The sequence below is a fragment of the Methylococcus sp. EFPC2 genome (assembly GCF_016925495.1).
GTDB lineage: Bacteria > Pseudomonadota > Gammaproteobacteria > Methylococcales > Methylococcaceae > EFPC2.
Map to the genome: position 1 here is coordinate 3,256,110 of NZ_CP070491.1, position 24,660 is coordinate 3,280,769.

Genomic DNA, 24,660 nt, shown 5'->3' on the forward strand with positions numbered 1-24,660 from the left:
GCCGGGGATGGTCACAAGGGCAGCTTTTGGATCAGGGCGCTGATCGCCGCTTCGTTGCGTCGCCTCAGGTAGCGATAGATGAGATAGCCCGCAAGCCCTGAAACCAGATTGATGGCCCCGGCCAGCCCGGCCACCACCGGCCAGGCCGGCGGCTCCACCGTCGCAGGCGGCGCCTCGGGTTCTGCCGGCCGGGGCGCCTCCCCGTTCAGCATCACCGGCTTGAGCGCGATGGGGACGGGCTTGCCGTCTGCTCCGCGTGCCTCCGCCGTGAAATTGACCACGCCCTGCTCGCCCGCCTTGGGCACGGGCAGTTCCAGTTTCCAGCCGCTTTCGGCCGGATGGATTTCCACCGGACGGCTTTGTTGCGCCTGGTCGGTGAACGTGGCCTTGAGATTCACGCTCTCCGGCTTGATGGCCAGTGCGTCCGGCGTCACCGTGATGACCGCGAGCTCGCCGTCGCGACGCGTTTCGACCTTGAGCGGGCTGGCTATGACGCGGAAGCTCTGTCGGGCCTGCCGGGTGAACGTCTGTCCGTTGGCGACGACGCTCAGGGCATATTCGCCGGGGAGCGGGGACGAGGCCCGCCAGACGAAACGCTCCGCCGCCACCGGATCGCGTGTCATGGAATATCCCTTGCTGTCGCTCGGCCCGGTGAGCTGGACATCGACGGAAATCAGCCCCAGAAAATCCTCGCGTTTGATGGCCAGCCCCCGCTCGCTGAAACTCGCATGGATCTCCAGGCCGCTCTCCTGCGTCAAAACGTTCGGGACGGAGGGAACCACCATTTGCAGGTCGGTGACCACCATGACCTGGTTGGCCGGATCGGCATCGGCGACCAGTTTCCATTGTCCCGGCACCGGCGCCTGTACCGTGATCAGATCGAAACCGGCCTCATGCACCCAGCGCGCGGTATCCGGGACCGCCTTCCCGGTCATTTCCGTCCCCATGGGGTCGACCAGGCGGGTGGCGGGCGCCCCCGGCCTCAGGGTCACCAAGACGGTGAACTCCCGGATGCCGGCATCGATCTCGAAGCGGTTGTCTTTGAGCGGGACGGTATCGGGCGGAGCCGCCTTGTTGAACATGCGCACGAAAGCGCGCTGCAAGGCCTCGGCATTTTCGGCGACCTCGCTCCAGCCCCCGGTGGCGAGAGCGATACGCTGCATGAGTTCCTGGTCGGACTTGTTGGAAAGGGCGATGGTGTGAACCTGCGCCCCCGCGATCTGCAGCCGGGGCAACAGGTTTTTCAGGATACGTTCGCGCGAGGACTCGCTGTCCTGGGGATTCTTCGAGACGTCCACCCTGCCGTCGGTGAGCAGGATCAGATGGCGGTGTTCCCCCGCCGACGGCGGCGTGTTCCAACCTTGTCCTGCCGCCTCCAGCGCGGCTTCGATATGGGTGTAGTCGCCTTTCGAATGGATACGGGTCGCCGACGCGAGCGCCTGTTGCTTCCAGTCGGCCGCGACGATGCCCAACGGAACAAGCGGTTCGGCCTGGGTATCGAACAGCCAGACGCCGGCGGTTTGGCCTTGGGGAAGCAGGTTGACCAGAAGCTTCAGGGCCGGTACGCGCAGATTGTGCGGATCGGTCTGCTTCATGCTGCCCGAGGTGTCGATCACGATGCGGATGTCGTTGCGCTCCCCGGGCGGGGCTTGATGAGCCTGCCCATAGGCGGAGGCCGCCGCCAGCATCGAACCCAGTAGGCTAAAAATACGCAGCAACATGGAGGCACCTGTCCTTGAGTTGCCGACAATATAGCAGGCCTGCGCGGCTTAGCGTCTGCGGACCGTCGCGGCCTCCGCCCCACCAGCCATGCCCACGGATGGAGCGGGCTCAACCGAGGGCGGCGACCGCTCCGCGGTTCGGAACCCCCTGGTCCATGGACTCGCTCAATATCTCGGCCAAGATCCCGATTCCGCGCCGGATGGTCAGCGGGTCGGCATGGCTGAAATTCAGGCGCAAGGCCGGATAACGCTGTTCCTGCGCGGGGAAAAACGGATCGCCCGGCATGAAGGCCAGATTGCGCTCCAGGGCGGACTGCAGCATGGCGAAGGTATCGCATGCCTGCCGCAAACGCAGCCAGAAGAACAACCCGCCGGCCGGCGCCCGCCACTCGGCATAGCCGCGGAACTGCGCGAGCAGGGCGGCCTGCATCGCGTCGCGCCGTTCCGCGTAGTGGCTGCGCAGCCGCTCGAGATGCGGGGCGAAATCGCCCGACGCGAGGAAACGCGCCAGCCATTCCTGCCCTATCCGCTGGGTGTGCAGATCGCTGGACTGCTTCAGTTTGACCAGCCAGGGATAGAGTGTCGGGGATGCGCTCAGATAGCCCACCCGCAGGCCGGGTGCCGTGATCTTGGAAAAACTGCCCAGATAGACCCACGGCGCCCGCTCCAGGTAGGCACAGATCGGCGTCCGGTCGACCGGCTCGTAAACCAGATCGCGGTAGGGGTCGTCCTCCACCAGGGGCACGCCGGTTTCGTCCAGCACGGCGGCGATGGCCCTACGATGTTCGTCACGGTAGCAGCAGCCGGCGGGATTCTGGAACGTGGGTATCAGATAGACGAAAGCCGGCCTTTGGCGAGCGATGGCGGCGCGCAACTCGTCCGCATCGATGCCGTCGTCCGCGAGGGGCAGGGCGGTGAAACGGGCGCCATACAGGCGCAAGGCCTGTATGGTGGCCAGATAAGTCGGTGCCTCCAGCAATACGGGCGTTCCTTCGTCGACGAACAGCTTGCCGACCAGATCGATGCCCTGCTGTGAACCGGACGTCACCAGCACCCGGTCGGGGCCGGTTTTCAGTCCCAGGCCCAGGAGGTGCTGCGCGACGAGTTCACGCAGCACGGGTTCGCCTTCGCTCGGGCCGTATTGCCGGCTAGGGCCGCCCAAACCGGCGAAATCCAGCTCGGGCATCAGCTCGTCCGCCGGCAGGCCGCCGGCGAACGAAACCATGCCGGGCCGCTGGGTGAGGTGCAGGATGTCGCGGATGAGTGAACTGCTGAGCCGCTCGCTGCGGCGCGAAAGCTGTATGGCGGGATGCATAATGGCTCCTGGCAAAGTGATGCGGGCGGAAGGACGCGGTCAAAGCCCCGGCATGGCCGCGTAACCGGGCAGGGACTGGATGCGGCCTATCCATAGCCGGATGGCGGGATAATCGATCAGATCAACGCCGGCTTCGGGTGCCAGGGCCACATAGGGATAGCAGGCGATGTCCGCGATGGTGGGCTCCGTTCCGGCCAGCCAGGTCTCCCGACTGAGTTGTCCTTCCAGGACGGCCAGGCCGGCCTTGCCCGTTTCCTGGCACTGCAGCAGGTCCCAGGGGCGGCCGAAGCGCTTCGCGGCCCGCGCCCGGGCGAGGCCATAGAGGATCTCGTTTTCGGACAATGCCAGCCACTGCATGACGCCAGCCATCGCTTCGGCGCCGGTCGGCAGCCAGGTCTCGCCGCCATAGCGTCTAGCCAGGTACACCAGGATCGCCATGGAATCCCACAGAACGATGTCGCTGTCTTCCAGCACCGGCACCTGTCCGCGCGGGTTCAGGGCGAGAAAATCGGGCTGCTTGTGCTCCAGCTTGAGCAAATCGACCGCGACGGTTTCAAGTTGCACGCCCAGCAGGGCGCACAACAGTCTCACCTTGTAACAGTTGCCGGATAATTCCGTGTCGTAAAGCTTCACTTTCTGCTCTCCACGGTCAGTAATCGAATTGAACGACGGCGGCATCCGCCGGTTTTGTAGCCTGCTCAAGCGTATTCGGGACGGCGGCGCGCGCTGCGCTGACTGACCCACAGGCTGGACGCGACCACGGCCGCCACGGCCACGACGGTTCCGGTCACCGACTCGCCCAGCCAGAGGGCGCAAGCGCCCAGGGTCAGGAAAGGCTGCAGCAGCTGGATCTGGCTGATGCGCGCGATGCCGCCCAACGCCAAGCCGCGGTGCCACAGCATGAAGGCCACAAACTGGCTGACGACCGCCACATAAACGAATCCCGCCCAGGCTTCGACCGGCGCCGACAATTCGGCATGCGCGGCGATCCAGGCCAACGGCAGCGCCAGCCAGGGAGCGGCGAGCACCAGCGCCCAGCAGATGACTTGCCAGCCGCCCAAGATCCTGGCAAGGCGCGCACCTTCGGCATAACTGACGGCCGCCGCCAGCGACGCGCCGAACAGCCAGGCGTCGCTCAGGCCCAGCCGCCCGCCGCCGGCGTGCAGGACGAAACCGAATACCGCCGCGGTGCCCACCAGGGCGGCCATCCAGAAGCGGCCGGGCAAGCGCTCGCCCGCCAGCCGCGCGCCGAGCAAGGCCGTGAACAAGGGTGTGACGGAAATCGTGATGCCGGCGTGCGAAGCGGGCACATCCTGTAATCCCCAGGCGGACAGCAGGGGGAATCCGACCACGGCACCCAGCGCCACGACGGCCAAAGACACCACGTGTTCGCGGCCCGGGAGAGGCGGGCGGGCGATCAGCAGGGTGGCGAGCGCCAGGCCTCCGGCCAACACGCCACGCCCCAGGGCCACGAACCAGGGGTCCAGGTACAACACGGCCAGGCGGGTCGCCGGCATGGTCAGGCTGAATCCGCCTATGCCCAGGAACGCCGTGATCCACCCCCGACGAAAATTCTCCTGCATGATATGTCCGCCTGCGCGCTGCGTGATAGGAATGTAGGCCGTACAATAGGGCCTACCAAACGGACAATACAGATACACTTGACGCGCAATAGGCAGGGACTGTACCGGCAGGACAACCAATACAATGATGAAGCCACTCAACCTGAATCCCCGGGATAGCCGGCCCCTGATCGAGCAGATCGTGACTGGCGTCAAGCGGCGCGTCGACGAACGCGCGCTGCGTTCCGGCACTCGGCTGCCATCAATCCGGCGCTTCGCCGAGACACATGGCGTCAGCAAGTTCACCGTGGTGCAGGCTTTCGACCGCCTGGTGGCCATGGGTTATCTGAAATCGCGGCAAGGTTCGGGCTTTTACGTGGCCGGCCGGACCGAGAGCGAGCATCCGGCGAGCGAAGCCTGCCGCCTGGAGCGCGCGGTGGATATCCTCTGGCTGCTGCGCAACGCGCTCACGGAACAGTCTCACGTGGCGATGCCCGGGGCCGGCTGGCTACCCGCCGGATGGATGGACGGGGCCGGAATACAACGCGTCATGCGCGCCCTGGCGCGCAAGAGCGGCAACTATCTGACCGGTTACGGCCTGCCGGCCGGCTACGAGCCCCTGCGCGGCCTGCTGGCCCGCCACATGGAAGATCGGGGCATCGTCTGCTCGGCCCGTCAGATCATCACCACCCGCGGGGCCACCCACGCCCTGGATCTCATCACCCGGCTGTTCGTCAAACCGGGCGACGCCGTGCTGGTGGACGATCCCGGCTATTACACCCTGTTCGGTTATCTCAAGCTGTCCGGCGCCCGCCTGGTGGGCGTGCCCTGGACGCCCGGCGGACCGGACACGGCGGTCATGGAGGAACTGATACGCGAGCACCGCCCCAAGGTGTTTTTCACAAACTCGCTGCTGCACAACCCCACCGGGGTCAGCATCAGTCAGGCCGCCGCCCATCGCGTGCTGCAACTGGCGGAACGCTACGACCTGAGGGTGGTGGAAGACGATATTTATGGCGATCTGCAGGGCGGACATCCGAGCCGCCTGGCCGCATTGGATCAACTGGATCGGGTAATTTTCGTCAGCAGCTTTTCCAAGACCGTCTCCGCCAGCCTCAGGGTGGGCTTTCTCGCCTGCAAATACGAGATCGCCGAAACCCTGACCGACCTCAAGCTATTGACCAGCCTCACGACCTCGGAGATCGACGAGCGTCTGGTTTACGAACTGCTCACCGAGGGTCATTACCGCAAACATCTGGAAAAGCTGCGCTCCAGGCTACGGAAGTCGCGCATCGAAGCCGTGCGCAACCTGGAAAAATGCGGCATGGAAGTGTATCGGGAAAACGAGGACGGCATGTTCATCTGGGCGCGCCGCGACGCGTCCGAAAACGCCTCGCAACTGGCCGCTCACGCCGCGCAGCAAGGCATCATGCTGGCACCCGGCGCCTTGTTCCGACCCAATCAGGAGGCCTCTCCCTGGCTGCGCTTCAATGCCGCCGGCTGCGAGAACCCGGCGATTTTCCGGCTGCTCGCGGATGCGGCGCCCCGGCACGGCGACCAGGACACCTCGCTTTACCCGGGGTTCACCGCGTAATCGCCGCGCTCAACGCCCGGCTCCGACCTTCGCCTCCGCCACCCCGAACAACGCGCCCGCCACCTGGCGGCGCGCGGTCTGGGCCAGCGTATCGCGGGGGATGCCGGCAGGCAGGACAGGACAGTAATGCATGCGCATCGCTATGGACTCCAGCATGAGGACGCGCAGGAGATGGGGAAGGAATTCGTCTTCGCCGATGAAGGGGGCCACGTTCCTGGCATCACCCAGGTATTCGATGGCGACGGCTTGCACCGGCACATGCGCGAGCTGGGCCGGCGCCAGCAAACGGGCATGAAAACGCAGCACCTTGTCACCGGCCGTGGTCGTTCCCTCCGGAAATAGCATGAGCCGCTTGCCCTGGCGCAACGTCCAGGCCATGCGCTCGGCGGTGACGGCGGTTTGTTCGGCATCGCCGCGCCGCACGAACAGCGTGCCGACATGCCGGGCCAGATAGCCCATGACGGGCCAGTCGGAGACTTCTTCCTTGGCGACGAAGACCATCGGCCCGCTGGCTCCCAGCACCAGGATGTCCAGCCAGGAGACGTGGTTGGCGACCAGTAGGCGCGCGTCCGGGGACGGTTCTCCGGCGATCTCCAGGCTCACGCCCAGTATGCGGCACAAGGTCCGGCACCAGCCGGCCCGTATGGGCTCGAATGCCCGCTCCGCATGCCGCCCCGCGACCCGGTGCAGCAAGGGCATGATCACGGCGACCGCGAACAGGCCGTACGCGAACATGCCGGCGACCAGCGCCGCCTTAGACCAAACCGGGAGTTTCCGCATAGTTGCTCGCGGCCTTGCCGGCGATGAAGCGTCGTTCGTAGCGGGTTTGCAGTTTGCTCAGATCCAGCAGGATGAACACATCCATGCAATTGAAATCCTCGTCCCAATAAGGCTCGCCGCAGACCTGGCAGCCCAGCCTAAGGTAGGCTTGTAGCAAGGGCGGGATGCCGCTTTCGTCCTGCGGGCACCGCATCCAGCCCGGTACCGGATTCTTGGAACGCACCGCGAGTTCAACAGGCCCCCGCTGTTCGGGCTCTATCCTGCGGTAGACGGCATCCACCGAAAATCCGTGCGGGCCCGGGGAAATGCTCGCGCACCCCATCAGGTAGTTGAAGCGGCCCTGATACACATATTCGGCCAAGCCGTTCCATAACGTGGACAGCACCACGCTGCCCCGGTGGCGGGGATCGACGCAGGTACGGCCGATTTCCAGGAAGCGGCCGGGCAAGGCCAGCACGCCGTTGAGATCGAATTCGCCTTCGGAATAAAAACGCCCGAAGCGCGCGGCTTCGGTATCGCTCAGCAAACGGGTGCAGGCGACGATACGGCCCGTTTGAACTTCGCGCACCAGCAAGTGATCGCAATAGTCGTCTAGTTCATCGACGTCGTGGCCGTCGATCCGGGTGTGCAAACGCGCCCCCATTTCCTCGGCGAATACGTGATAACGCAAGGCTTGAGTGGCGCGGACGGTGGCCCGGTCGCGCGCGATTTCGGCGACATACCGGCGCGGGCGGGACCAGATGGACTCGACGGTGGATGCGGACATGGCGGCTCCCTGGGGTGCGTGGAAGACTCGCACGATAGGAGCGCAAGATGATGGAACCGTGACGAATGGATGACGATTCCATGAATTCTGCGGCCAGACCGCATCCGCCAAAACCGGCCGCATAAAAAAGCCCGCGGCGGACGCTGGGGTCCACCGCGGGCTTTTAAGGTCGGGACGCCTGCTTCAGTCGTTGACCAGCGTCAGACCGCGCTTTTGGCTGGCGTAGTAGGCGGAGATGTCCTTAATGTCCTCCTCGCTCAAACCGGCGGCGAATCCGGCCATCATGGGATTCGTGCGCTTGCCGCGCTTGTAATCCTGCAAAACCTTGATCAGATACCCCTCGTACTGGCCGGCCAGACGTGGGAAAGCGTTGTTTTCGCTGTTGCCGTCCTCGCCATGGCAGCTCGCACAGATGGCCGTCTTGCCCTTGCCGGCCGCCGCGTTGCCCGTAACCACGTTGCTTTCGGTGATAGAGCGGAAGCGCGTAAGGTAAGCCCCGATATCCTCGAGATCCCGGTCGCTCAAGCCGGCGGCGTTGCCCTCCATGCTGCCGTGCTTGCGCTCCCCGCTCAAATAGGACTTGAGCGCCGCGATGATGAACGCATCATGCTGACCGCCCAATTTGGGCACCGGATAAACCGAAGGATAACTGTTGTCGTAACCCGCAACGCTGTGGCAACCGGCACAGGTGTAGAACTTCTTCTTGCCGCTCTCGGCATCACCTGCCGCATTCGCGAACGACGCCACCATCGTTAGACCGAGGCCGATCGCGACACAACTCCATAAGGTTTTTCTTTTCATCTTCTACGCACTCCGAAATGCTGCTCTGAAAAAAACCGACGTGACCCGCTACCGACAGGCATGGATAGGCCACGCCCATCGTCCGGCGTCGGGTTCTGTGGGAATTCGGTCGCTTAGTTTACCGAATGACGCTCCACAGACATACCGAATTGCCGGACGATGGAAAGGTTTTTTCATTACATGTTGAGAGCCTGCTTGAGCGCCTCTTCCACATCCGAGGTATCCAGTGTCGTCTCGGTCGGCTCCGCTTCCGCCTGCTCTTCCAGCTGATGACGCTCCTTGCGCTCCAGATGGTAGGCGAGCCCGGTGCCCGCGGGTATCAAGCGGCCGACGATGACGTTTTCCTTCAGGCCCATCAGCTTGTCGCTCAAACCGCGGATGGCGGCCTCGGTGAGTACGCGCGTGGTTTCCTGGAACGACGCCGCCGAAATAAACGACTCGGTGGACAGCGAAGCCTTGGTGATACCCATGAGCACCGACTCGTAGCACGCCGGTATCTTGCCCTCGGCTTCCAGGCCCTCGTTTTCTTCCAGCACGCGGGCACGGTCCACCTGTTCGCCCTTGAGGAAGCTCGAATCGCCCATGGCGGTGATTTCCACCTTGCGCAACATCTGGCGGATGATCACCTCGATGTGCTTGTCGTTGATCTTCACGCCCTGCAGGCGATAGACGTCCTGGATTTCCTTGACCAGGTAGGACGACAGCTCGGCCACACCGCGCAGACGCAAGATGTCGTGCGGGGTCAATTCGCCTTCGGCTATGGTTTCGCCCATCTCCACATGTTCACCTTCGAACACCGTGACGTGGCGCCATTTCGGGATCATCGTCTCGTGCTGCTCGCCCGCGGCGTCGGTGATGACGATGCGGCGCTTGCCCTTGGTTTCCTTGCCGAAGCTGATGGTGCCCGTGGCCTCCGCCAATATCGCGGGATCCTTGGTCTTGCGCGCCTCGAACAGGTCGGCGACGCGCGGCAGACCGCCGGTGATGTCGCGAGTCTTGGACGATTCCTGCGGTATCCTGGCCAATACGTCACCCACCCCGACTTCGCCGCCGTCGCGTATGCTCACGATCGCGCCGGCGGGCAACACGTACTGTGCCGCGATTTCGGTATTGGGGATGAAAATGTCGTTGCCGTGCTGGTCCACCAGTTTGACCATGGGGCGCAATTCCTTGCCCGCGCCGCCGCGCTGCTTGGGGTCGATCACCATCATGGAGCTCAAGCCGGTGACCTCGTCCGACTGCTCGCGCACCGTCACGCCATCGACGAAATCGACCAGGCGGGCGATACCCTGCACCTCGGTGATAACCGGATGGGTATGCGGATCCCAATTGGCCACGACTTGCCCGGCCCGCACCGCACCGCCTTCATGCACGGACAGCACCGCACCGTACGGGATCTTGTAGCGCTCGCGCTCGCGACCGTGATCGTCGATGACGCTGACTTCGCCCGAACGCGATACCGCGACCAACTGGCCGTCCTTGTTGGCGACCGTCTTGAGATTGCTCAGCTTGATCGAACCGGCCGACTTGACCTCGATATTGCTGATCGCCGCCGAACGGGATGCCGCACCGCCGATGTGGAAGGTACGCATGGTCAGCTGGGTGCCGGGTTCGCCGATCGACTGAGCCGCGATGACGCCGATGGCTTCGCCGATGTTGACCTTGTGACCGCGCCCCAGGTCGCGGCCGTAGCAGGACGAGCACACGCCGTGGCGGGTCTTGCAGCTGATGACCGAACGCACGCGCACGTTGTCGATGCTGTTCGCTTCCAGCACACCCACCCAATGTTCGTCCAGCAGGGTACCCGCATCGACGATCAACTCTTCCGTGGCGGGATGGCGGACATCCTCGGCCAGGACGCGACCCAGCACCCGCTCGGCCAGCGGCTCGACCACGTCGCCGCCTTCGATCAGCGGTGACATCAGCAGACCGTCGTTGGTACCGCAATCGTCCTCGGTGATGACCAAATCCTGCGCCACGTCGACCAGACGGCGGGTGAGATAGCCCGAGTTGGCGGTCTTCAGCGCGGTATCCGCCAGACCCTTGCGAGCGCCGTGGGTCGAGATGAAGTACTGCAATACGTCCAGACCCTCGCGGAAATTCGCGGTGATGGGCGTTTCGATGATGGAGCCGTCCGGCTTGGCCATCAAGCCGCGCATGCCGGCGAGCTGACGAATCTGCGCCGCGGAACCACGGGCGCCGGAATCGGCCATCATGTAGATGGAATTGAAGGATTTCTGCTGCACCGTCTTGCCGTCCTTGCCGACGGCCGCCTCGGTACCCAGCCCTTCCATCATCACCTTGGCGACCTGGTCGTTGGCGTGCGACCAGATGTCGACGACCTTGTTGTAGCGCTCGCCGTCGGTGACCAGACCGGAAGCATACTGGTTCTGGATTTCTTTCACTTCCTGCTCGGCCGCCTGGATGATTTCCTCCTTGCGCGGCGGCACCGCCATGTCCTCGAATCCGATGGACACACCGGAGCGGGTGGCATAGGAGAAGCCCGTGTACATCAGCTGGTCGGCGAAGACCACGGAGCTCTTGACGCCCAGGGTGCGATAGCAATGGTTGATCAGCCGGGAGATGGACTTCTTGGTCATGTCCTGATTGATCAGATCGAACGCGATGCCGTCCGGCACGACGGTCCAGATGATGGCGCGGCCTGCGGTGGTCTCGACACGACGGGTGATCGCCGGCTGCTTCTGGCCGTTCTCGTCCAGCAAGACCTCGCGGATGCGCACGGTCACCTTGGCCTGCAAGTCGACGACGCCGTTCTGGTAGGCGCGCAGCACCTCGTCCGTGTCGGCGAACAGCATGCCCTCGCCCTTGGCACCCACGCGCTCGCGGCTCATGTAGTAGAGACCGAGCACCACGTCTTGCGTCGGATTGATGATGGGCTCACCGTTGGCCGGCGAAAGAATGTTGTTGGTCGCCATCATCAGGGAGCGCGCCTCCAACTGGGCCTCCAGCGACAGCGGCACGTGCACGGCCATCTGGTCGCCGTCGAAGTCGGCGTTGAACGCGGTACACACCAGCGGATGCAACTGGATCGCCTTGCCCTCGACCAGGATGGGCTCGAAGGCCTGGATGCCCAGGCGATGCAGGGTCGGCGCGCGGTTCAGCATGACCGGATGTTCGCGGATCACCTCGTCGAGGATGTCCCAAACTTCCGCGCTCTCGCGTTCGACCATCTTCTTGGCCGCCTTGATGGTGGTCGCCAGGCCGCGGAACTGCAGCTTGCTGAAGATGAAGGGCTTGAACAATTCCAGCGCCATCTTCTTGGGCAGACCGCACTGATGCAGCTTGAGCGTCGGGCCGACCACGATGACCGAACGGCCGGAATAGTCGACGCGCTTGCCCAGCAGGTTCTGGCGGAAACGACCCTGCTTGCCCTTGATCATGTCGGCCAAAGACTTCAGCGGACGCTTGTTGGAGCCGGTGATGGCGCGGCCGCGGCGGCCGTTGTCCAGCAGGGCGTCGACGGATTCCTGCAGCATGCGCTTTTCGTTGCGCACGATGATGTCCGGCGCATTCAGGTCCAGCAGCCGCTTCAGACGGTTGTTGCGGTTGATGACGCGGCGGTACAAATCGTTCAGATCCGAGGTCGCGAAGCGGCCGCCGTCCAGCGGCACCAGCGGGCGCAGTTCGGGTGGCAACACCGGCAGCACGGTCAGGATCATCCATTCCGGCTTGTTGTTGGAAGCGATCAGGGATTCGATGGCCTTCAGGCGCTTAGAGTGCTTCTTGATCTTGGTTTCGGAGTTGGTGCTGTCGATTTCCTCGCGCAGGCGCTGCACTTCGCCGTGCAGGTCCAGCGTTTTCAGCAGGTCACGGATGGCTTCGGCGCCCATCTTGGCGCTGACTTCGTCGCCGTGCTGTTGCAAGGCTTCGTTGTATTCTTCCTCGGTCAGCAACTGGCCGCGCTGCAGCGGGGTCATGCCGGGATCGATGACGACGTGCGATTCGAAATAGAGCACGCGCTCGATCTCGCGCAGCGTCATGTCCAGCAGCAGAGCGATGCGTGAGGGCAGCGACTTGAGGAACCAGATGTGGGCGACCGGGCTGGCCAGTTCGATATGGCCCATGCGCTCGCGGCGCACCTTGGACAGGGTGACTTCCACGCCGCACTTTTCGCAGATCACGCCGCGGTGCTTGAGGCGCTTGTACTTGCCGCACAAGCACTCGTAATCGCTGACCGGCCCGAAGATCTTGGCGCAGAACAGGCCGTCGCGCTCCGGCTTGAAGGTGCGGTAGTTGATGGTTTCAGGTTTCTTCACCTCGCCGTAGGACCAGGAACGGATCATGTCGGGCGATGCCAGACTGATGCGGATACCGTCGAATTCTTCGGTTTGGCTCTGACGCTTCAAAAAATTGATCAAATCTTTCACGGGACTAGTCTCCTAATTCTTGGCTGCGGGTATCTCGGAAGCGCCCCGGCGCACGCGCCGGGGTTGTCTTCAGTCCTGCTCCAATTCGATATTGATGCCGAGGGAACGTATTTCCTTGATCAATACGTTGAACGATTCGGGCATCGCGGCTTCCATGCGGTGGTCGCCGTCCACGATGTTCTTGTACATCTTGGTACGGCCGTTCACGTCGTCCGACTTGACCGTCAACATTTCCTGCAAGGTATAGGCGGCGCCGTAGGCCTCCAGCGCCCAGACTTCCATTTCGCCGAAGCGCTGGCCGCCGAACTGCGCCTTGCCGCCCAGCGGCTGCTGGGTCACCAGGCTGTACGGACCGGTGGAACGGGCGTGCATCTTGTCGTCGACCAGGTGGTTCAGCTTGAGCATGTACATGTAGCCGACCGTAGTGGGGCGTTCGAACGCGTCGCCGGTGCGGCCGTCGTACAAACGGGTTTGCCCTGTCACGGGGAGATCGGCCAGCCTGAGCATCTCGCGGATGTCTTCCTCGATCGCGCCGTCGAACACCGGGGTCGCCATGGGCACGCCCTTGCGCAGATTGGAAGCCAACTCGATGATTTCCGCGTCGTTGAACTGGTCCAGAGATTCCTTGCGTCCGGTCCGGTTGTAGATCTGCTCCAGGAATTCGCGCAACTCGACGATCTTGGCCTGGGCGTCCAGCATCTTGCCGAGCTTCAGCCCCAAGCCCTTGGCGGCCCACCCCAGATGGGTTTCCAGCACCTGGCCGACGTTCATGCGCGAAGGCACGCCCAGCGGGTTCAAGACGATGTCCATGGGCGTGCCGTCTGCGGTATGCGGCATGTCCTCGACCGGCACGATGCGCGAAATCACGCCCTTGTTGCCGTGGCGTCCGGCCATCTTGTCGCCCGGCTGGATGCGGCGCTTGACGGCCAGATAGACCTTGACCATCTTGAGCACGCCCGGCGCGAGGTCGTCGCCCATGGTGATCTTGCGCTTCTTTTCCTCCAGCCGCAGATTGAACTCTTCACGCTGCTGCTGGATCTGCGCCGCCACGGTTTCCAGCTGGACGTTCACGTCTTCGTCCTGGGTGCGTATATCCAGCCACTGGCTCGGTTTTAGGCTTTGCAGATAATCCAGGTCTATGGTCTTACCCGACTTCAGACCTGCAGGACCCGACTCGGATACCTTGCCCACCAACAGGTGTTCGACGCGGTCGTAGATGTCTTTCTCGATGATGCGCAACTGGTCATTCAAATCCTTCTTGACCCGTTCGATTTCGGCTTCCTCGATCTGCCTCGCGCGCTCGTCCTTCTTGACCCCGTCGCGGGTGAACACCTGCACGTCGATGACCGTGCCGTCCATGCCGGAAGGCACGCGCAACGAAGTATCCTTCACGTCGGAGGCCTTCTCGCCGAAGATGGCGCGCAGCAGTTTTTCTTCCGGCGTGAGCTGGGTTTCGCCCTTGGGCGTCACTTTGCCGACCAGGATGTCGCCGGCCTTGACCTCGGCACCGATATAAACGATGCCGGATTCGTCCAGTTTGGCCAGCGCCGCTTCGCCCACGTTCGGGATGTCGGCCGTGATTTCCTCCGGTCCCAGCTTGGTGTCGCGGGCAACGCAGGCCTTCTCCTCGATGTGTATCGTGGTGAAGCGGTCGTCCTGCACCACCCGTTCGGAAATCAGGATCGAGTCCTCGAAGTTGTAGCCATTCCAGGGCATGAACGCGACCAGCAGGTTCTGCCCCAGCGCCAGTTCACCCATATCGGTGGACGGGCCGTCGGCCAATACGTCGCCCCTGGCCACCACGTCGCCGGTCTTCACCAGCGGACGCTGGTTGATGCAGGTGTTCTGGTTGGAACGGGTGTACTTGGTGAGGTTGTAGATGTCCACGCCCGGTATGCCGGCCTCGGTCTCGTCGTCGTTGACCCGGACCACGATGCGGCTCGCATCGACCGATTCGATATAACCGCCGCGCCGCGCGACCACGGCCACGCCGGAGTCCTTGGCCACGATGCGCTCCATGCCCGTGCCGACCAGCGGCTTCTCGGACCGCAGGGTGGGGACCGCCTGGCGCTGCATGTTGGAACCCATGAGCGCACGGTTGGCGTCGTCGTGCTCCAGGAAGGGGATCAACGAGGCCGCGACCGACACGATCTGCTTGGACGAGACGTCCATGTAGTTGATCTTTTCCGGCGTCGACAAGGTGAACTCGTCCTTGTAGCGGGCGGAAACCAGGCCGTCGCGCAGGTAGCCGTTCTCGTCGACCGCGGCGCTGGCCTGAGCGATGTAATACTTGCCTTCCTCGATCGCCGACAGATATTCGATCTCGTCAGTCACCCGGTTGTCCACCACTTTGCGATAGGGCGTTTCCAGGAAGCCGTATTCGTTCGTGCGGGCATAGACGGCCAACGAGTTGATCAGGCCGATGTTCGGGCCTTCCGGCGTTTCGATCGGGCAGACGCGACCGTAATGCGTGGTGTGCACGTCGCGCACCTCGAAACCGGCCCGCTCGCGCGCCAAACCGCCCGGTCCCAAGGCCGAGACGCGGCGCTTGTGGGTGATTTCCGACAGCGGATTGCTTTGGTCCATGAACTGCGAGAGCTGGCTGGAACCGAAAAATTCCTTGATCGAAGCGGCAACCGGCTTGGCGTTGATGATTTCCTGCGGCATCAAGCCTTCGGAATCGGCCAGGGACAGACGCTCCTTGACCGCGCGCTCGACGCGCACCAGCCCCAGGCGGAACTGGTTTTCCACCATTTCACCGACCGAACGCACGCGACGGTTACCCAGATGGTCGATGTCGTCCACCTGGCCGTTGCCGTTGCGAATGGCGATCAGCTCCCTCAATACGTCGATGATGTCTTCCTTGGACAACACCCCCGCCCCGGTGATCTCGACTCTACCCAGCCGCCGGTTGAACTTCATGCGGCCGACAGCCGACAGATCGTAGCGGTCGGAGGTAAAAAACAGGTTCTCGAACAGGGCTTGGGCCGACTCCTTGGTCGGCGGCTCGCCGGGACGCATCATGCGGTAGATTTCGACCAGCGCATCGAGCTGGGTCTCGGTCGTATCGATACGCATGGCGTTCGAAACATAAGGGCCGCGGTCGAGATCGTTGACGAACAGCGTCTCTATCTTGCTCACGCCCGCCGCTATCATCTTGCCGACCAGATCGTCGGTGATCTCGTCGTTGACCTTGGCCACCAGTTCGCCGGTGGTCGTGTCGATCACGTTGTGGGCCAGGATCTTGCCGTGCAGGTAATCACGCGGCACTTCCATCTGCGTCACGCCGCCCTTTTCCAGCAAGCGGATATGGCGTGCGGTAATGCGCTGAGCTTTTTCGACGATAACCTTGTCGTCAACTTTGATATCGAAGCTGGCGATTTCACCGCGCAGGCGCTCGGGTATCAAATCCAGCAATATCTGTCCGTCCGCGAAAGTGAACGGATTGGTGTCGAAAAAGAGAGAAATGATGGCTTCGTTGTCGTATCCCAAGGCGCGCAGCAACACCGTCGCGGGCAGCTTGCGACGTCGGTCTATGCGAACGTAAACGCAGTCCTTGTGATCGAACTCCATATCCAGCCAAGAGCCGCGATAGGGAATGATGCGGGCGTTGAACAACAGCTTGCCCGAGGAGTGGGTTTTACCCCGGTCATGATCGAAGAATACGCCCGGAGAACGGTGCAACTGCGAGACGATGACGCGCTCGGTCCCATTGATGACGAAGGTGCCGGTGTCGGTCATGAGCGGGATCTCGCCCATGTAGATTTCCTGCTCCTTGATATCCTTGACCACCTTCGCGGATGCCGGGGCCTCCTTGTCGTAGATCACCAGGCGCACCAAGACCCGCAGGGGGGCCGCATAAGTGGTTCCACGCTGCTGGCATTCCTTTACATCGAATACCGGCTCGCCCAAGCGGTAGCTGACGTATTCGAGTACCGCGTGACCGGTATGGCTTTCGATCGGAAACACGGATTTGAGCGCTGCGTGCAAACCGTCGTCTATCCGCCTCGCCAAGGGTGTGTCGGCTTGCAGGAATTTCTTGTAGGACTCGACTTGAGTCGCCAGCAGATAGGGTACGTCGAGTACGTCCTGACGCTTACCAAAGCTCTTACGGATGCGTTTCTTTTCGGTAAAAGAATAGGCCATGTTGGTTCCTTACCTAGATTGCTTTAACTAAAACCGCGGTGTCTACGTTCGCGAAGGCGGTTATAAAATGCCGCTTCGCAACGGACGGGAAATTCAGAATCAGGTTTACTATGTCGGGCGCACTTTCCGGACTCTACAATCGAGAATGTTTTGCTCGGCGCAACCGTTTCCAGTCAACGCCAAAAGGCCGGCAGCTTTTCGCTGCCAGCCCGCTGGGAGGGTTGAATGTCAGTTCGACAAACTTACTTGATATCAACCGCAGCGCCAGCCTCTTCCAGCTTCTTCTTGATATCGTCGGCTTCCTGCTTGGCGATCGCCTCCTTGACGGTAGAGGGTACGCCCTCGACCAAATCCTTCGCTTCCTTCAGGCCCAGGCCGGTGATTTCGCGGATGACCTTGATCACGTTGACCTTGTTGGCGCCGAAGCTGGTCAGGACCACGTCGAATTCGGTCTTTTCCTCAACCGCCGGACCCGCAGCGGCCGGTGCCGCGGCGATGGCTACCGGAGCAGCGGCGGATACGCCGAATTTCTCTTCGAACGCAGAGATCAGATCGACGATCTCCAATACGGACTTCTGGGCAATCGCGTCCAGAATTTCTTCGTTAGATAATGCCATTGATAACTCCAATTAGGTTTTGATGGCCGATCAAGCGGCCTGTTTCTGGTCTCGTACTGCGGCCAATACGCGCGCAAGCCTGGTATGGGGTTCTGCCACGGTTCTGACGAACTTCTCGATCGGGGCTTTCAAAGTAGCCATGAGGATACTGATGGCCTGATCGCGGGTAGGCAGTTTCGACAATCTTTCAAGCTCGGAGGCCCCGTATACTTTCCCGCCAATGGCTACCAGCTTGGTTACCAGCTTGTCGTTCTCTTTTTCCTTGGCGAAAGCGCTGATGACTCGCGCAGCCGCACCCGGATCTTCCAGAGAGAAAGCGATGATGAGGGGGCCCACCAGACCTTCCTGCATGCAGGCAAAGTCGGTCCCTTCGACTGCGCGACGCGCCAGGGTGTTCTTGATTACCCGGAGGTAAACACCCGATTCGCGCGCCGTCTTGCGGAGGGCGGTGAGTTGTGTGACTGTCAATCCACGGTATTCCGCGGCAACCGCGGAATGGGCTTTAGCGGCGATGGCGGCAACCTCGGCGACGACGGCTTTTTTGTCATCTAGTCTTAGTGCCACACTTAATCTCCGATAACATTTCTGAACAGTTGGGGAACCATTCAGAGCCTTTAAAATCCCCTGTGACGGGGACCCTCAACGGCTCCTTGGCCTTTTCGGGCTTCGGTACACCGTCTACGCAGGCCGTTGAATTAAGCGCCGAAGCGCGCCTGCGGTCTTTGACGGTTGCCGGGCGAACCGGCAACCCAAAGTCTTAAAATCAGATTGCCAAACTGCTCTGATCGATAGCCAGTCCCGGCCCCATGGTCGAGGACACGGTCACTTTCTTCAGGTATACGCCCTTGGACGTACTGGGCTTGATTTTCTTCAAATCCACCAGCAGGGCTTCCAGATTCTCGCGCAGCGCCGCCTCGTCAAAGCTGGCCTTGCCGATGGTGGCGTGGATGATGCCTTTCTTGTCGGTGCGGTAGCGGACTTGGCCGGCCTTAGCATTTCTCACGGCACCCGCAACATCGGGCGTCACGGTGCCCACCTTGGGGTTGGGCATCAGGCCGCGGGGACCGAGAATCTGACCCAATTGTCCGACCACGCGCATGGCATCCGGGGACGCGATCACGACGTCGAAATTGATTTCGCCGGCCTTGATCTGTGCCGCGAGGTCATCGAAACCGACGATGTCGGCGCCCGCTTCCTTCGCCGCATCGGCGTTGGGACCCTGAGCGAAAACGGCGACACGCACCGATTTGCCGGTACCGCGCGGCAGGACCGTGGCGCCACGGACGGCCTGATCCGACTTTCTCGGATCCACGCCCAGATTGACGGCGACGTCGATGGATTCAACGAACTTGACCTTGGAGATCGACTTCAACAGGGTGAATGCCTCGTTGGCCGGATACTGCTTACCGACTTCGATTTTTTCGGCGATAGCCTTCTGTCTCTTGCTTAACTTAGCCATTACAAGCCCTCCACTTCCAGGCCCATGCTACGGGCGCTGCCGGCTATCGTACGGATGGCGGCATCCAGATCGGCCGCAGTCAAATCGGGCTGCTTGGTGGTCGCAATCTCGGCCAATTGCTCGCGCGTAACCTTGCCGACCTTGTTCGTATTGGGGCGGGCACTGCCGCTCTTGATGCCGACAGCCTTCTTCAAAAGGATGGAGGCGGGCGGCGTCTTGGTGATGAACGTGAAGCTGCGGTCGCTGTAAACGGTGATGACTACCGGCAGCGGCAGACCTTTTTCGACGCCCTGCGTCTGCGCATTGAACGCCTTGCAGAACTCCATGATGTTGACGCCACGCTGACCGAGCGCCGGACCTACCGGAGGACTCGGATTGGCCTCGCCGGCCTTGACCTGCAGCTTGATATAACCTGTGATTTTTTTTGCCATGATGACTCCAGATGGGTTAAGCGCTTGTAAAGACAAGCTCCCCGTTTAAAGCGGCCCGAAGATGATCCGTCGGGCCCTGCTAAATCGGCCGCAGCCGTGATCAGGCTTTTTCAACCTGACCGAAATCGAGTTCTACCGGTGTGGAGCGACCGAAGATCAAGACCGACACTCTGAGCTTGCTCTTGTCGTAATTCACTTCTTCGACCACGCCATTGAAGTCCTTGAACGGCCCCTCCACCACGCGGACCACTTCGCCGACTTCGAACAATATTTTCGGCCGCGGCTTGTTCGCGCCCGCCTCAACCCGGTTGAGTATCGCATCCGCCTCCGCGTCGGTGATGGGCGCGGGCTTATCGGACGTTCCGCCGATAAAGCCGAGGACGCGCGGGACTTCTTTGACCAGGTGCCACGTTTCGTCGTTCAACTCCATTTGAACCAGGACATAGCCGGGAAAGAACTTGCGCTCGCTCTTGCGCTGCTGTCCCTGCCGCATCTCGACCACTTCTTCCGTGGGCACCAGCACTTTGCCGAAGCTGGCCTCTAGCCCTGCTCGTTTAATGCGTTCTTCGAGCGCTTTTTTGACCTGATTTTCGTAATTCGAGTACGCGTGTATGACATACCAACGCAATGACATATCAAACCTTCTGCCCGGTCAGAACACCCACACCCCAGAACAGGAACATGTCCAGCAGCCAAAGGACCACGCCGACCAATACAACTAGGGCGACCACGATCATGGTGGACTGAAGCGTCTCTTGCCGGCTAGGCCAGATGACCTTTCTGACTTCCAGGCGGGCATCCGTGATAAAGCCGAAAATCCTGCCGCCCAAAGCGGTGGTGAATATCAAACCTAGCGAAACCCCGGAGATTGCCAAAATACCCAGCACCCTATAGAGCAAGGCCTGCGCGGCAAAATAATAAAAACCGACTATACCCGCAATCAGGATCACGATCGCAAAGGTTAACTTTACGGTATCGAAAGCCGAGGCATTCGTTTCTGCGTGAACTGCCATTTGTCTCGTTTCACCGATCAGGGTAATAAAGGAAGGCGATGCCTTCCGAAGATGGCAGGCCAGGAGGGGCTCGAACCCCCAACCTGCGGTTTTGGAGACCGCTGCTCTACCAATTGAGCTACTGACCTAGAACTTGGCTCCGTCATTCGGCGCCCCGATCAGATCGGAGCGCCGAACGCGGGCGATGTATCTAAATTACTCGATGACCTTGGAAACCACACCCGCACCGACGGTGCGGCCGCCTTCGCGCACGGCGAAACGCAGACCTTCTTCCATCGCGATCGGGGCGATCAGCTTGACCGTGATCTTGATGTTGTCGCCCGGCATGACCATTTCCACGCCTTCCGGCAGTTCGGCCGCACCGGTGACGTCGGTGGTACGGAAGTAGAACTGCGGACGGTAGCCGTTGAAGAACGGGGTGTGACGACCGCCTTCTTCCTTCGACAAGACGTAGATCTCGGCTTCGAAGTGGGTGTGCGGGGTGATGGTGCCCGGCTTGGCCAGTACCTGGCCGCGCTCGACGTCTTCACGCTTGGTGCCGCGCAGCAGCACGCCGACGTTGTCGCCCGCCACACCTTCGTCCAGCAGTTTGCGGAACATTTCGACGCCGGTGCAGGTGGTCTTGACCGTGTTCTTGATACCGACGATCTCGACTTCTTCGCCAACCTTGACTTTGCCGCGCTCGATACGGCCAGTGACCACGGTGCCACGACCGGAGATGGAGAACACGTCTTCGATCGGCATCAGGAAGGGCAGGTCCACCGGACGCTCGGGCAGCGGGATGTAGTCATCCAGCGCCTGCACCAGCTTGTGGATGGCCGGCACGCCGATGTCGCTCTGATCACCTTCCAGCGCCTTGAGCGCGGAACCGATGATGATGGGGGTGTCGTCGCCCGGGAACTTGTAGGTGCTGAGCAGTTCGCGGATTTCCATTTCGACCAGCTCGAGCAACTCGGGATCGTCGACCATGTCGGCCTTGTTCAGGAACACGACGATGTAGGGCACACCGACCTGGCGGGCCAGCAGGATGTGCTCGCGGGTCTGCGGCATGGGGCCGTCAGCGGCGGAGCAGACCAGGATCGCGCCGTCCATCTGCGCGGCGCCGGTGATCATGTTCTTGACGTAGTCGGCGTGACCGGGGCAATCCACGTGGGCGTAGTGGCGCGTCGGCGATTCGTACTCGACATGGGCGGTGGCGATGGTGATACCGCGCTCGCGCTCTTCCGGTGCCGCATCGATCTGATCGTAGGCCTTAAATTCGCCACCGAAACGCTCGGCGCCGATCTTGGTCAGAGCAGCCGTCAGAGTGGTCTTGCCATGGTCGACGTGACCGATCGTTCCCACGTTGACGTGCGGCTTGGTGCGCGTGAATTTCTCTTTGGACATCCGCCTATACCCCTACTTATTCCGGAAAATACCCACAGTTGCAAAAATGGAGCCCATATCCGGACTTGAACCGGAGACCTCTTCCTTACCAAGGAAGTGCTCTACCGACTGAGCTATATGGGCTTAACGCTCTGGAGCGGGTGATGGGAATCGAACCCACACAATCAGCTTGGAAGGCTGAAGTTCTACCATTGAACTACACCCGCGTCTAAAAATCTGGTGGAGGGGGAAGGATTCGAACCTTCGAAGGCAGAGCCGTCAGATTTACAGTCTGATCCCTTTGACCGCTCGGGAACCCCTCCGTAAAGAGTCCGCAATTTTTCACGAATCGAGTGCGGCTGTCAAGCGTTTATCCCTACAAATTGCACATTCATGCTGCATGGAGTTTGTTCATCGCCTGCTGCAAGGATTCATCCAGGATGTCTGACAGACAATCGGCCGCTACTGCGATCGAGCGCAGCAGCAGATCCTCGTCGCCTCGGGAAGGCCGGTCGAGCACATAATCCGCCACCTTGTCTCGATCGCCCGGATGACCGATGCCTATGCGCAGTCGGCAAAAATTCGCCGACCCCAGCGCACTCACGATATCCCTCAAGCCGTTATGCCCGCCATGCCCGCCGCCTTGCTTTAGGCGCACGGTGCCGGGCGAGAAATCCAGCTCATCGTGCGCGACGAGTATCTGCTCCGGCGGAATCTTGTAGAAACGCGCCACGGCGGCGACCGGACCCCCGCTACGATTCATGTATTGCATGGGCTTCAGGAGAAAAACCGGCTCGTTTTGCCACATCCATTTGCCGACCATCCCCAAGGCGCGGGAGTCGGCCGCCATAGACACGCCGTAACGCCGAGCCACTTCGTCCAGAAACCAAAACCCGGCATTGTGCCGGGTTTTTTCGTACTTCGCCGTCGGATTGCCCAGACCGACCAGCAACCTGAAATTAGGCGCCATCGGACGATCCAAACCCGCCGGGCTATTCGGCCGTATCGGTAGCGCGGGTCGCCAGGATCGCGGCGACCGGAAGGTTGTGCTCCGGCCCCTGGGTCAAGGCATGAATCTGAACACCGGCCGGCAATTTGAGATCGGCCAAGTGAATAGAGTCACCGATGTCGAGATCAGCCAAATCGACCTCGATATATTCCGGCAGGTTCTGCGGCAAGCAGACGACCTCGACCTCCACCACGGCATGAGTGACGACGCCGCCCTTTTTCACGCCGACGGACGTCTCCTGATTGATGAAATGCAGGGGAACGTGGACGTGCAACTTGTCCTTCTCGTTCACGCGCTGAAAATCGATGTGCATGATGATCGGACGCGCCGGGTGACGCTGCAAGGCCTTCAGAATGACCTTCTCTTCCTTGCCGTCGTACTTCACGGTCAGGATATGCGAATAAGTCGCTTCGTTTTCCAGCGCCTTCGCCACCTTGTGGTGTGTGAGGAACAGCTGGACCGGATCGGCGCCGCCGCCGTAAACGATCGCCGGAATCTTGCCCTGAAGACGTGAACGACGGGCGTCGCCCTTGCCGGTGCGGCTTCTCAATTCTGCGTCAAACTCAAAACTGCCTACCATCTTTTTTCTCCAAAATACTCTGAGCAGGTTGTTAAAAAATAAAAACTCAATCCACGTAAAGCGAGCTAACCGATTCGCCTACAGCGATGCGACGGATGGTCTCACCCAGCATCTCGGCCACGCTCAATACCCGTATCTTTTCGCAGCGCTGAGCCTCGGGACTCAGCGGTATGGTGTCGGTGACCACCAGCTCGTCGAGCATCGAGCGACTGATGTTATCAATCGCAGCCCCGGACAGAACCGGGTGCGTGCAATAGGCGACGACCTTGAGCGCGCCATGGTCCTTCAAGGCCTTGGCCGCCTTGCACAAGGTGCCGGCCGTATCCACCAGGTCGTCCACCATCACGCAGGTGCGTCCCTCGACGTCGCCGATGATGTTCATCACCTTGGACTCGTTGGCGCGCGGACGCCGCTTGTCGATGATCGCCAGATCGGCGTCGTCCAGACGCTTCGCCAGGGCCCGGGCGCGCACCACGCCACCGACATCGGGCGAAACCACGATCAGATTCGGGTAGTTCTGACGCCAGACATCGCCCAAGAGGATCGGTGAGGCGTAGACATTGTCTACTGGCACATCGAAGAAGCCTTGTATCTGATCCGCATGCAGATCCACCGTCAGCACGCGATCGGCGCCGGCGGCCGAAATCATTCTCGCGACCAGCTTCGCCGAGATCGGCACGCGCGCGGAACGCGTGCGCCGGTCCTGGCGCGAATAGCCGTAATAAGGGATAACCGCGGTAATCAGGGAGGCCGACGAACGGCGAAACGCGTCGATCATGATCAGCAGCTCCATCAAGTTTTCGTTGATGGGCGCACAGGTGGGCTGGACGACGAACACTTCGCGCCCGCGCACATTCTCCTCGATCTCGACCGCGATCTCGCCGTCACTGAACCGCCCGACGCTGGCCATACCCAGGCGCAGGTTCAACTTGCGCACGATACCTTCGGCCAGCGCCGGATTGGCGTTTCCAGAAAACACCATGAACGAGGTGTCGTTCAAGTAAAAACTCCCAGAACCAGGGGAACAGACAGAAACATGGCTGGGACGCCAGGATTCGAACCTGGGAATGCCGGGATCAAAACCCGGTGCCTTACCGCTTGGCGACGTCCCAA

At 61.5% G+C, this 24,660-nt stretch carries 20 protein-coding genes and 5 tRNA genes; 1 reads left to right on the top strand and 24 read right to left on the bottom strand.

Going from position 1 to position 24,660, the window contains the following annotated elements; genetic code table 11:
• Positions 1–11: 11 nt before the first annotated feature.
• The 4 genes from JWZ97_RS14055 to JWZ97_RS14070 form a co-directional block, all read right to left on the bottom strand.
• Positions 12–1,721, bottom strand: a complete 1,710-nt coding sequence (locus tag JWZ97_RS14055) for a VWA domain-containing protein (RefSeq protein ID WP_205430389.1) — start codon at positions 1,719–1,721, stop codon at positions 12–14.
• Between the two features lie 109 nt (positions 1,722–1,830).
• A complete protein-coding gene (locus JWZ97_RS14060) occupies positions 1,831–3,036 on the bottom strand; it encodes a PLP-dependent aminotransferase family protein (protein WP_205430391.1) in 1,206 nt (401 codons plus the stop codon).
• Positions 3,037–3,075: 39 nt separating this feature from the next.
• Positions 3,076–3,669 carry a glutathione S-transferase family protein gene (locus tag JWZ97_RS14065; protein WP_205430393.1) on the bottom strand — a complete coding sequence of 198 codons (594 nt, stop codon included), beginning with the start codon at positions 3,667–3,669 and terminating at the stop codon, positions 3,076–3,078.
• Positions 3,670–3,734: 65 nt separating this feature from the next.
• Positions 3,735–4,619 carry a DMT family transporter gene (locus JWZ97_RS14070; protein WP_205430395.1) on the bottom strand — a complete coding sequence of 295 codons (885 nt, stop codon included), beginning with the start codon at positions 4,617–4,619 and terminating at the stop codon, positions 3,735–3,737.
• 124 nt (positions 4,620–4,743) lie between these two features.
• Between JWZ97_RS14070 and JWZ97_RS14075 the strand changes: the two genes are divergently transcribed.
• On the top strand, positions 4,744–6,192 hold the full coding sequence (locus tag JWZ97_RS14075; protein ID WP_205430397.1) for a PLP-dependent aminotransferase family protein: 1,449 nt from the start codon (positions 4,744–4,746) through the stop codon (positions 6,190–6,192).
• Between the two features lie 9 nt (positions 6,193–6,201).
• Here JWZ97_RS14075 and JWZ97_RS14080 read toward each other — a convergent pair whose 3' ends face one another.
• The 20 genes from JWZ97_RS14080 to JWZ97_RS14175 form a co-directional block, all read right to left on the bottom strand.
• On the bottom strand, positions 6,202–6,972 hold the full coding sequence (locus tag JWZ97_RS14080) for a 1-acyl-sn-glycerol-3-phosphate acyltransferase (RefSeq protein WP_205430399.1): 771 nt from the start codon (positions 6,970–6,972) through the stop codon (positions 6,202–6,204).
• A complete protein-coding gene (locus JWZ97_RS14085; protein ID WP_205430401.1) occupies positions 6,947–7,738 on the bottom strand; it encodes a GNAT family N-acetyltransferase in 792 nt (263 codons plus the stop codon). The genes JWZ97_RS14080 and JWZ97_RS14085 overlap by 26 nt, the downstream gene beginning before the upstream one ends.
• A 183-nt stretch (positions 7,739–7,921) precedes the next feature.
• Positions 7,922–8,539, bottom strand: a complete 618-nt coding sequence (locus JWZ97_RS14090; RefSeq protein WP_205430403.1) for a cytochrome c — start codon at positions 8,537–8,539, stop codon at positions 7,922–7,924.
• Positions 8,540–8,715: 176 nt separating this feature from the next.
• The gene (gene rpoC, locus JWZ97_RS14095; protein ID WP_205430405.1) at positions 8,716–12,927 is read right to left on the bottom strand and encodes a DNA-directed RNA polymerase subunit beta'; all 4,212 of its coding nucleotides are present in this window, start codon (positions 12,925–12,927) and stop codon (positions 8,716–8,718) included.
• 69 nt (positions 12,928–12,996) lie between these two features.
• A complete protein-coding gene (rpoB, locus tag JWZ97_RS14100) occupies positions 12,997–17,073 on the bottom strand; it encodes a DNA-directed RNA polymerase subunit beta (RefSeq protein WP_205430407.1) in 4,077 nt (1,358 codons plus the stop codon).
• Positions 17,074–17,315: 242 nt separating this feature from the next.
• Positions 17,316–17,690: a 50S ribosomal protein L7/L12 gene (gene rplL, locus JWZ97_RS14105; protein ID WP_205430408.1), complete on the bottom strand. Its 375-nt coding sequence runs from the start codon at positions 17,688–17,690 to the stop codon at positions 17,316–17,318.
• 30 nt (positions 17,691–17,720) lie between these two features.
• Positions 17,721–18,254: a 50S ribosomal protein L10 gene (gene rplJ, locus JWZ97_RS14110; protein ID WP_205430410.1), complete on the bottom strand. Its 534-nt coding sequence runs from the start codon at positions 18,252–18,254 to the stop codon at positions 17,721–17,723.
• A gap of 199 nt (positions 18,255–18,453) precedes the next feature.
• Complete coding sequence (rplA, locus tag JWZ97_RS14115) at positions 18,454–19,149, bottom strand: 50S ribosomal protein L1 (RefSeq protein WP_205430412.1); 696 nt, start codon at positions 19,147–19,149, stop codon at positions 18,454–18,456.
• On the bottom strand, positions 19,149–19,580 hold the full coding sequence (gene rplK / locus JWZ97_RS14120; protein WP_205430414.1) for a 50S ribosomal protein L11: 432 nt from the start codon (positions 19,578–19,580) through the stop codon (positions 19,149–19,151). The genes rplA and rplK overlap by 1 nt, the downstream gene beginning before the upstream one ends.
• 100 nt (positions 19,581–19,680) lie before the next feature.
• Positions 19,681–20,214 carry a transcription termination/antitermination protein NusG gene (gene nusG / locus JWZ97_RS14125; protein ID WP_205430416.1) on the bottom strand — a complete coding sequence of 178 codons (534 nt, stop codon included), beginning with the start codon at positions 20,212–20,214 and terminating at the stop codon, positions 19,681–19,683.
• A gap of 1 nt (position 20,215) precedes the next feature.
• Positions 20,216–20,593 (bottom strand): preprotein translocase subunit SecE, encoded by a 378-nt coding sequence (secE, locus tag JWZ97_RS14130; RefSeq protein ID WP_205430418.1) that lies wholly within the window; start codon positions 20,591–20,593, stop codon positions 20,216–20,218.
• Between the two features lie 52 nt (positions 20,594–20,645).
• Positions 20,646–20,721, bottom strand: a tRNA-Trp gene (locus tag JWZ97_RS14135).
• Positions 20,722–20,788: 67 nt separating this feature from the next.
• Positions 20,789–21,979, bottom strand: coding sequence for an elongation factor Tu (gene tuf / locus JWZ97_RS14140; RefSeq protein WP_205429473.1), 1,191 nt, complete (start codon positions 21,977–21,979; stop codon positions 20,789–20,791).
• A 47-nt stretch (positions 21,980–22,026) separates the two neighbouring features.
• A tRNA-Thr gene (locus JWZ97_RS14145) sits at positions 22,027–22,102 on the bottom strand.
• Between the two features lie 9 nt (positions 22,103–22,111).
• Positions 22,112–22,185: transfer RNA gene (locus JWZ97_RS14150), tRNA-Gly, on the bottom strand.
• 11 nt (positions 22,186–22,196) lie between these two features.
• Positions 22,197–22,281, bottom strand: a tRNA-Tyr gene (locus JWZ97_RS14155).
• Positions 22,282–22,349: 68 nt separating this feature from the next.
• Entirely contained in the window at positions 22,350–22,928 is a 579-nt protein-coding gene (pth, locus tag JWZ97_RS14160; protein WP_205430426.1) for an aminoacyl-tRNA hydrolase, read from the bottom strand.
• Positions 22,929–22,950: 22 nt separating this feature from the next.
• Positions 22,951–23,547 carry a 50S ribosomal protein L25/general stress protein Ctc gene (locus JWZ97_RS14165; protein ID WP_205430428.1) on the bottom strand — a complete coding sequence of 199 codons (597 nt, stop codon included), beginning with the start codon at positions 23,545–23,547 and terminating at the stop codon, positions 22,951–22,953.
• Between the two features lie 46 nt (positions 23,548–23,593).
• Positions 23,594–24,529 (bottom strand): ribose-phosphate diphosphokinase, encoded by a 936-nt coding sequence (locus tag JWZ97_RS14170; protein ID WP_205434676.1) that lies wholly within the window; start codon positions 24,527–24,529, stop codon positions 23,594–23,596.
• Positions 24,530–24,584: 55 nt separating this feature from the next.
• Positions 24,585–24,659 (bottom strand) — tRNA-Gln (locus JWZ97_RS14175).
• Position 24,660 lies beyond the last annotated feature (1 nt).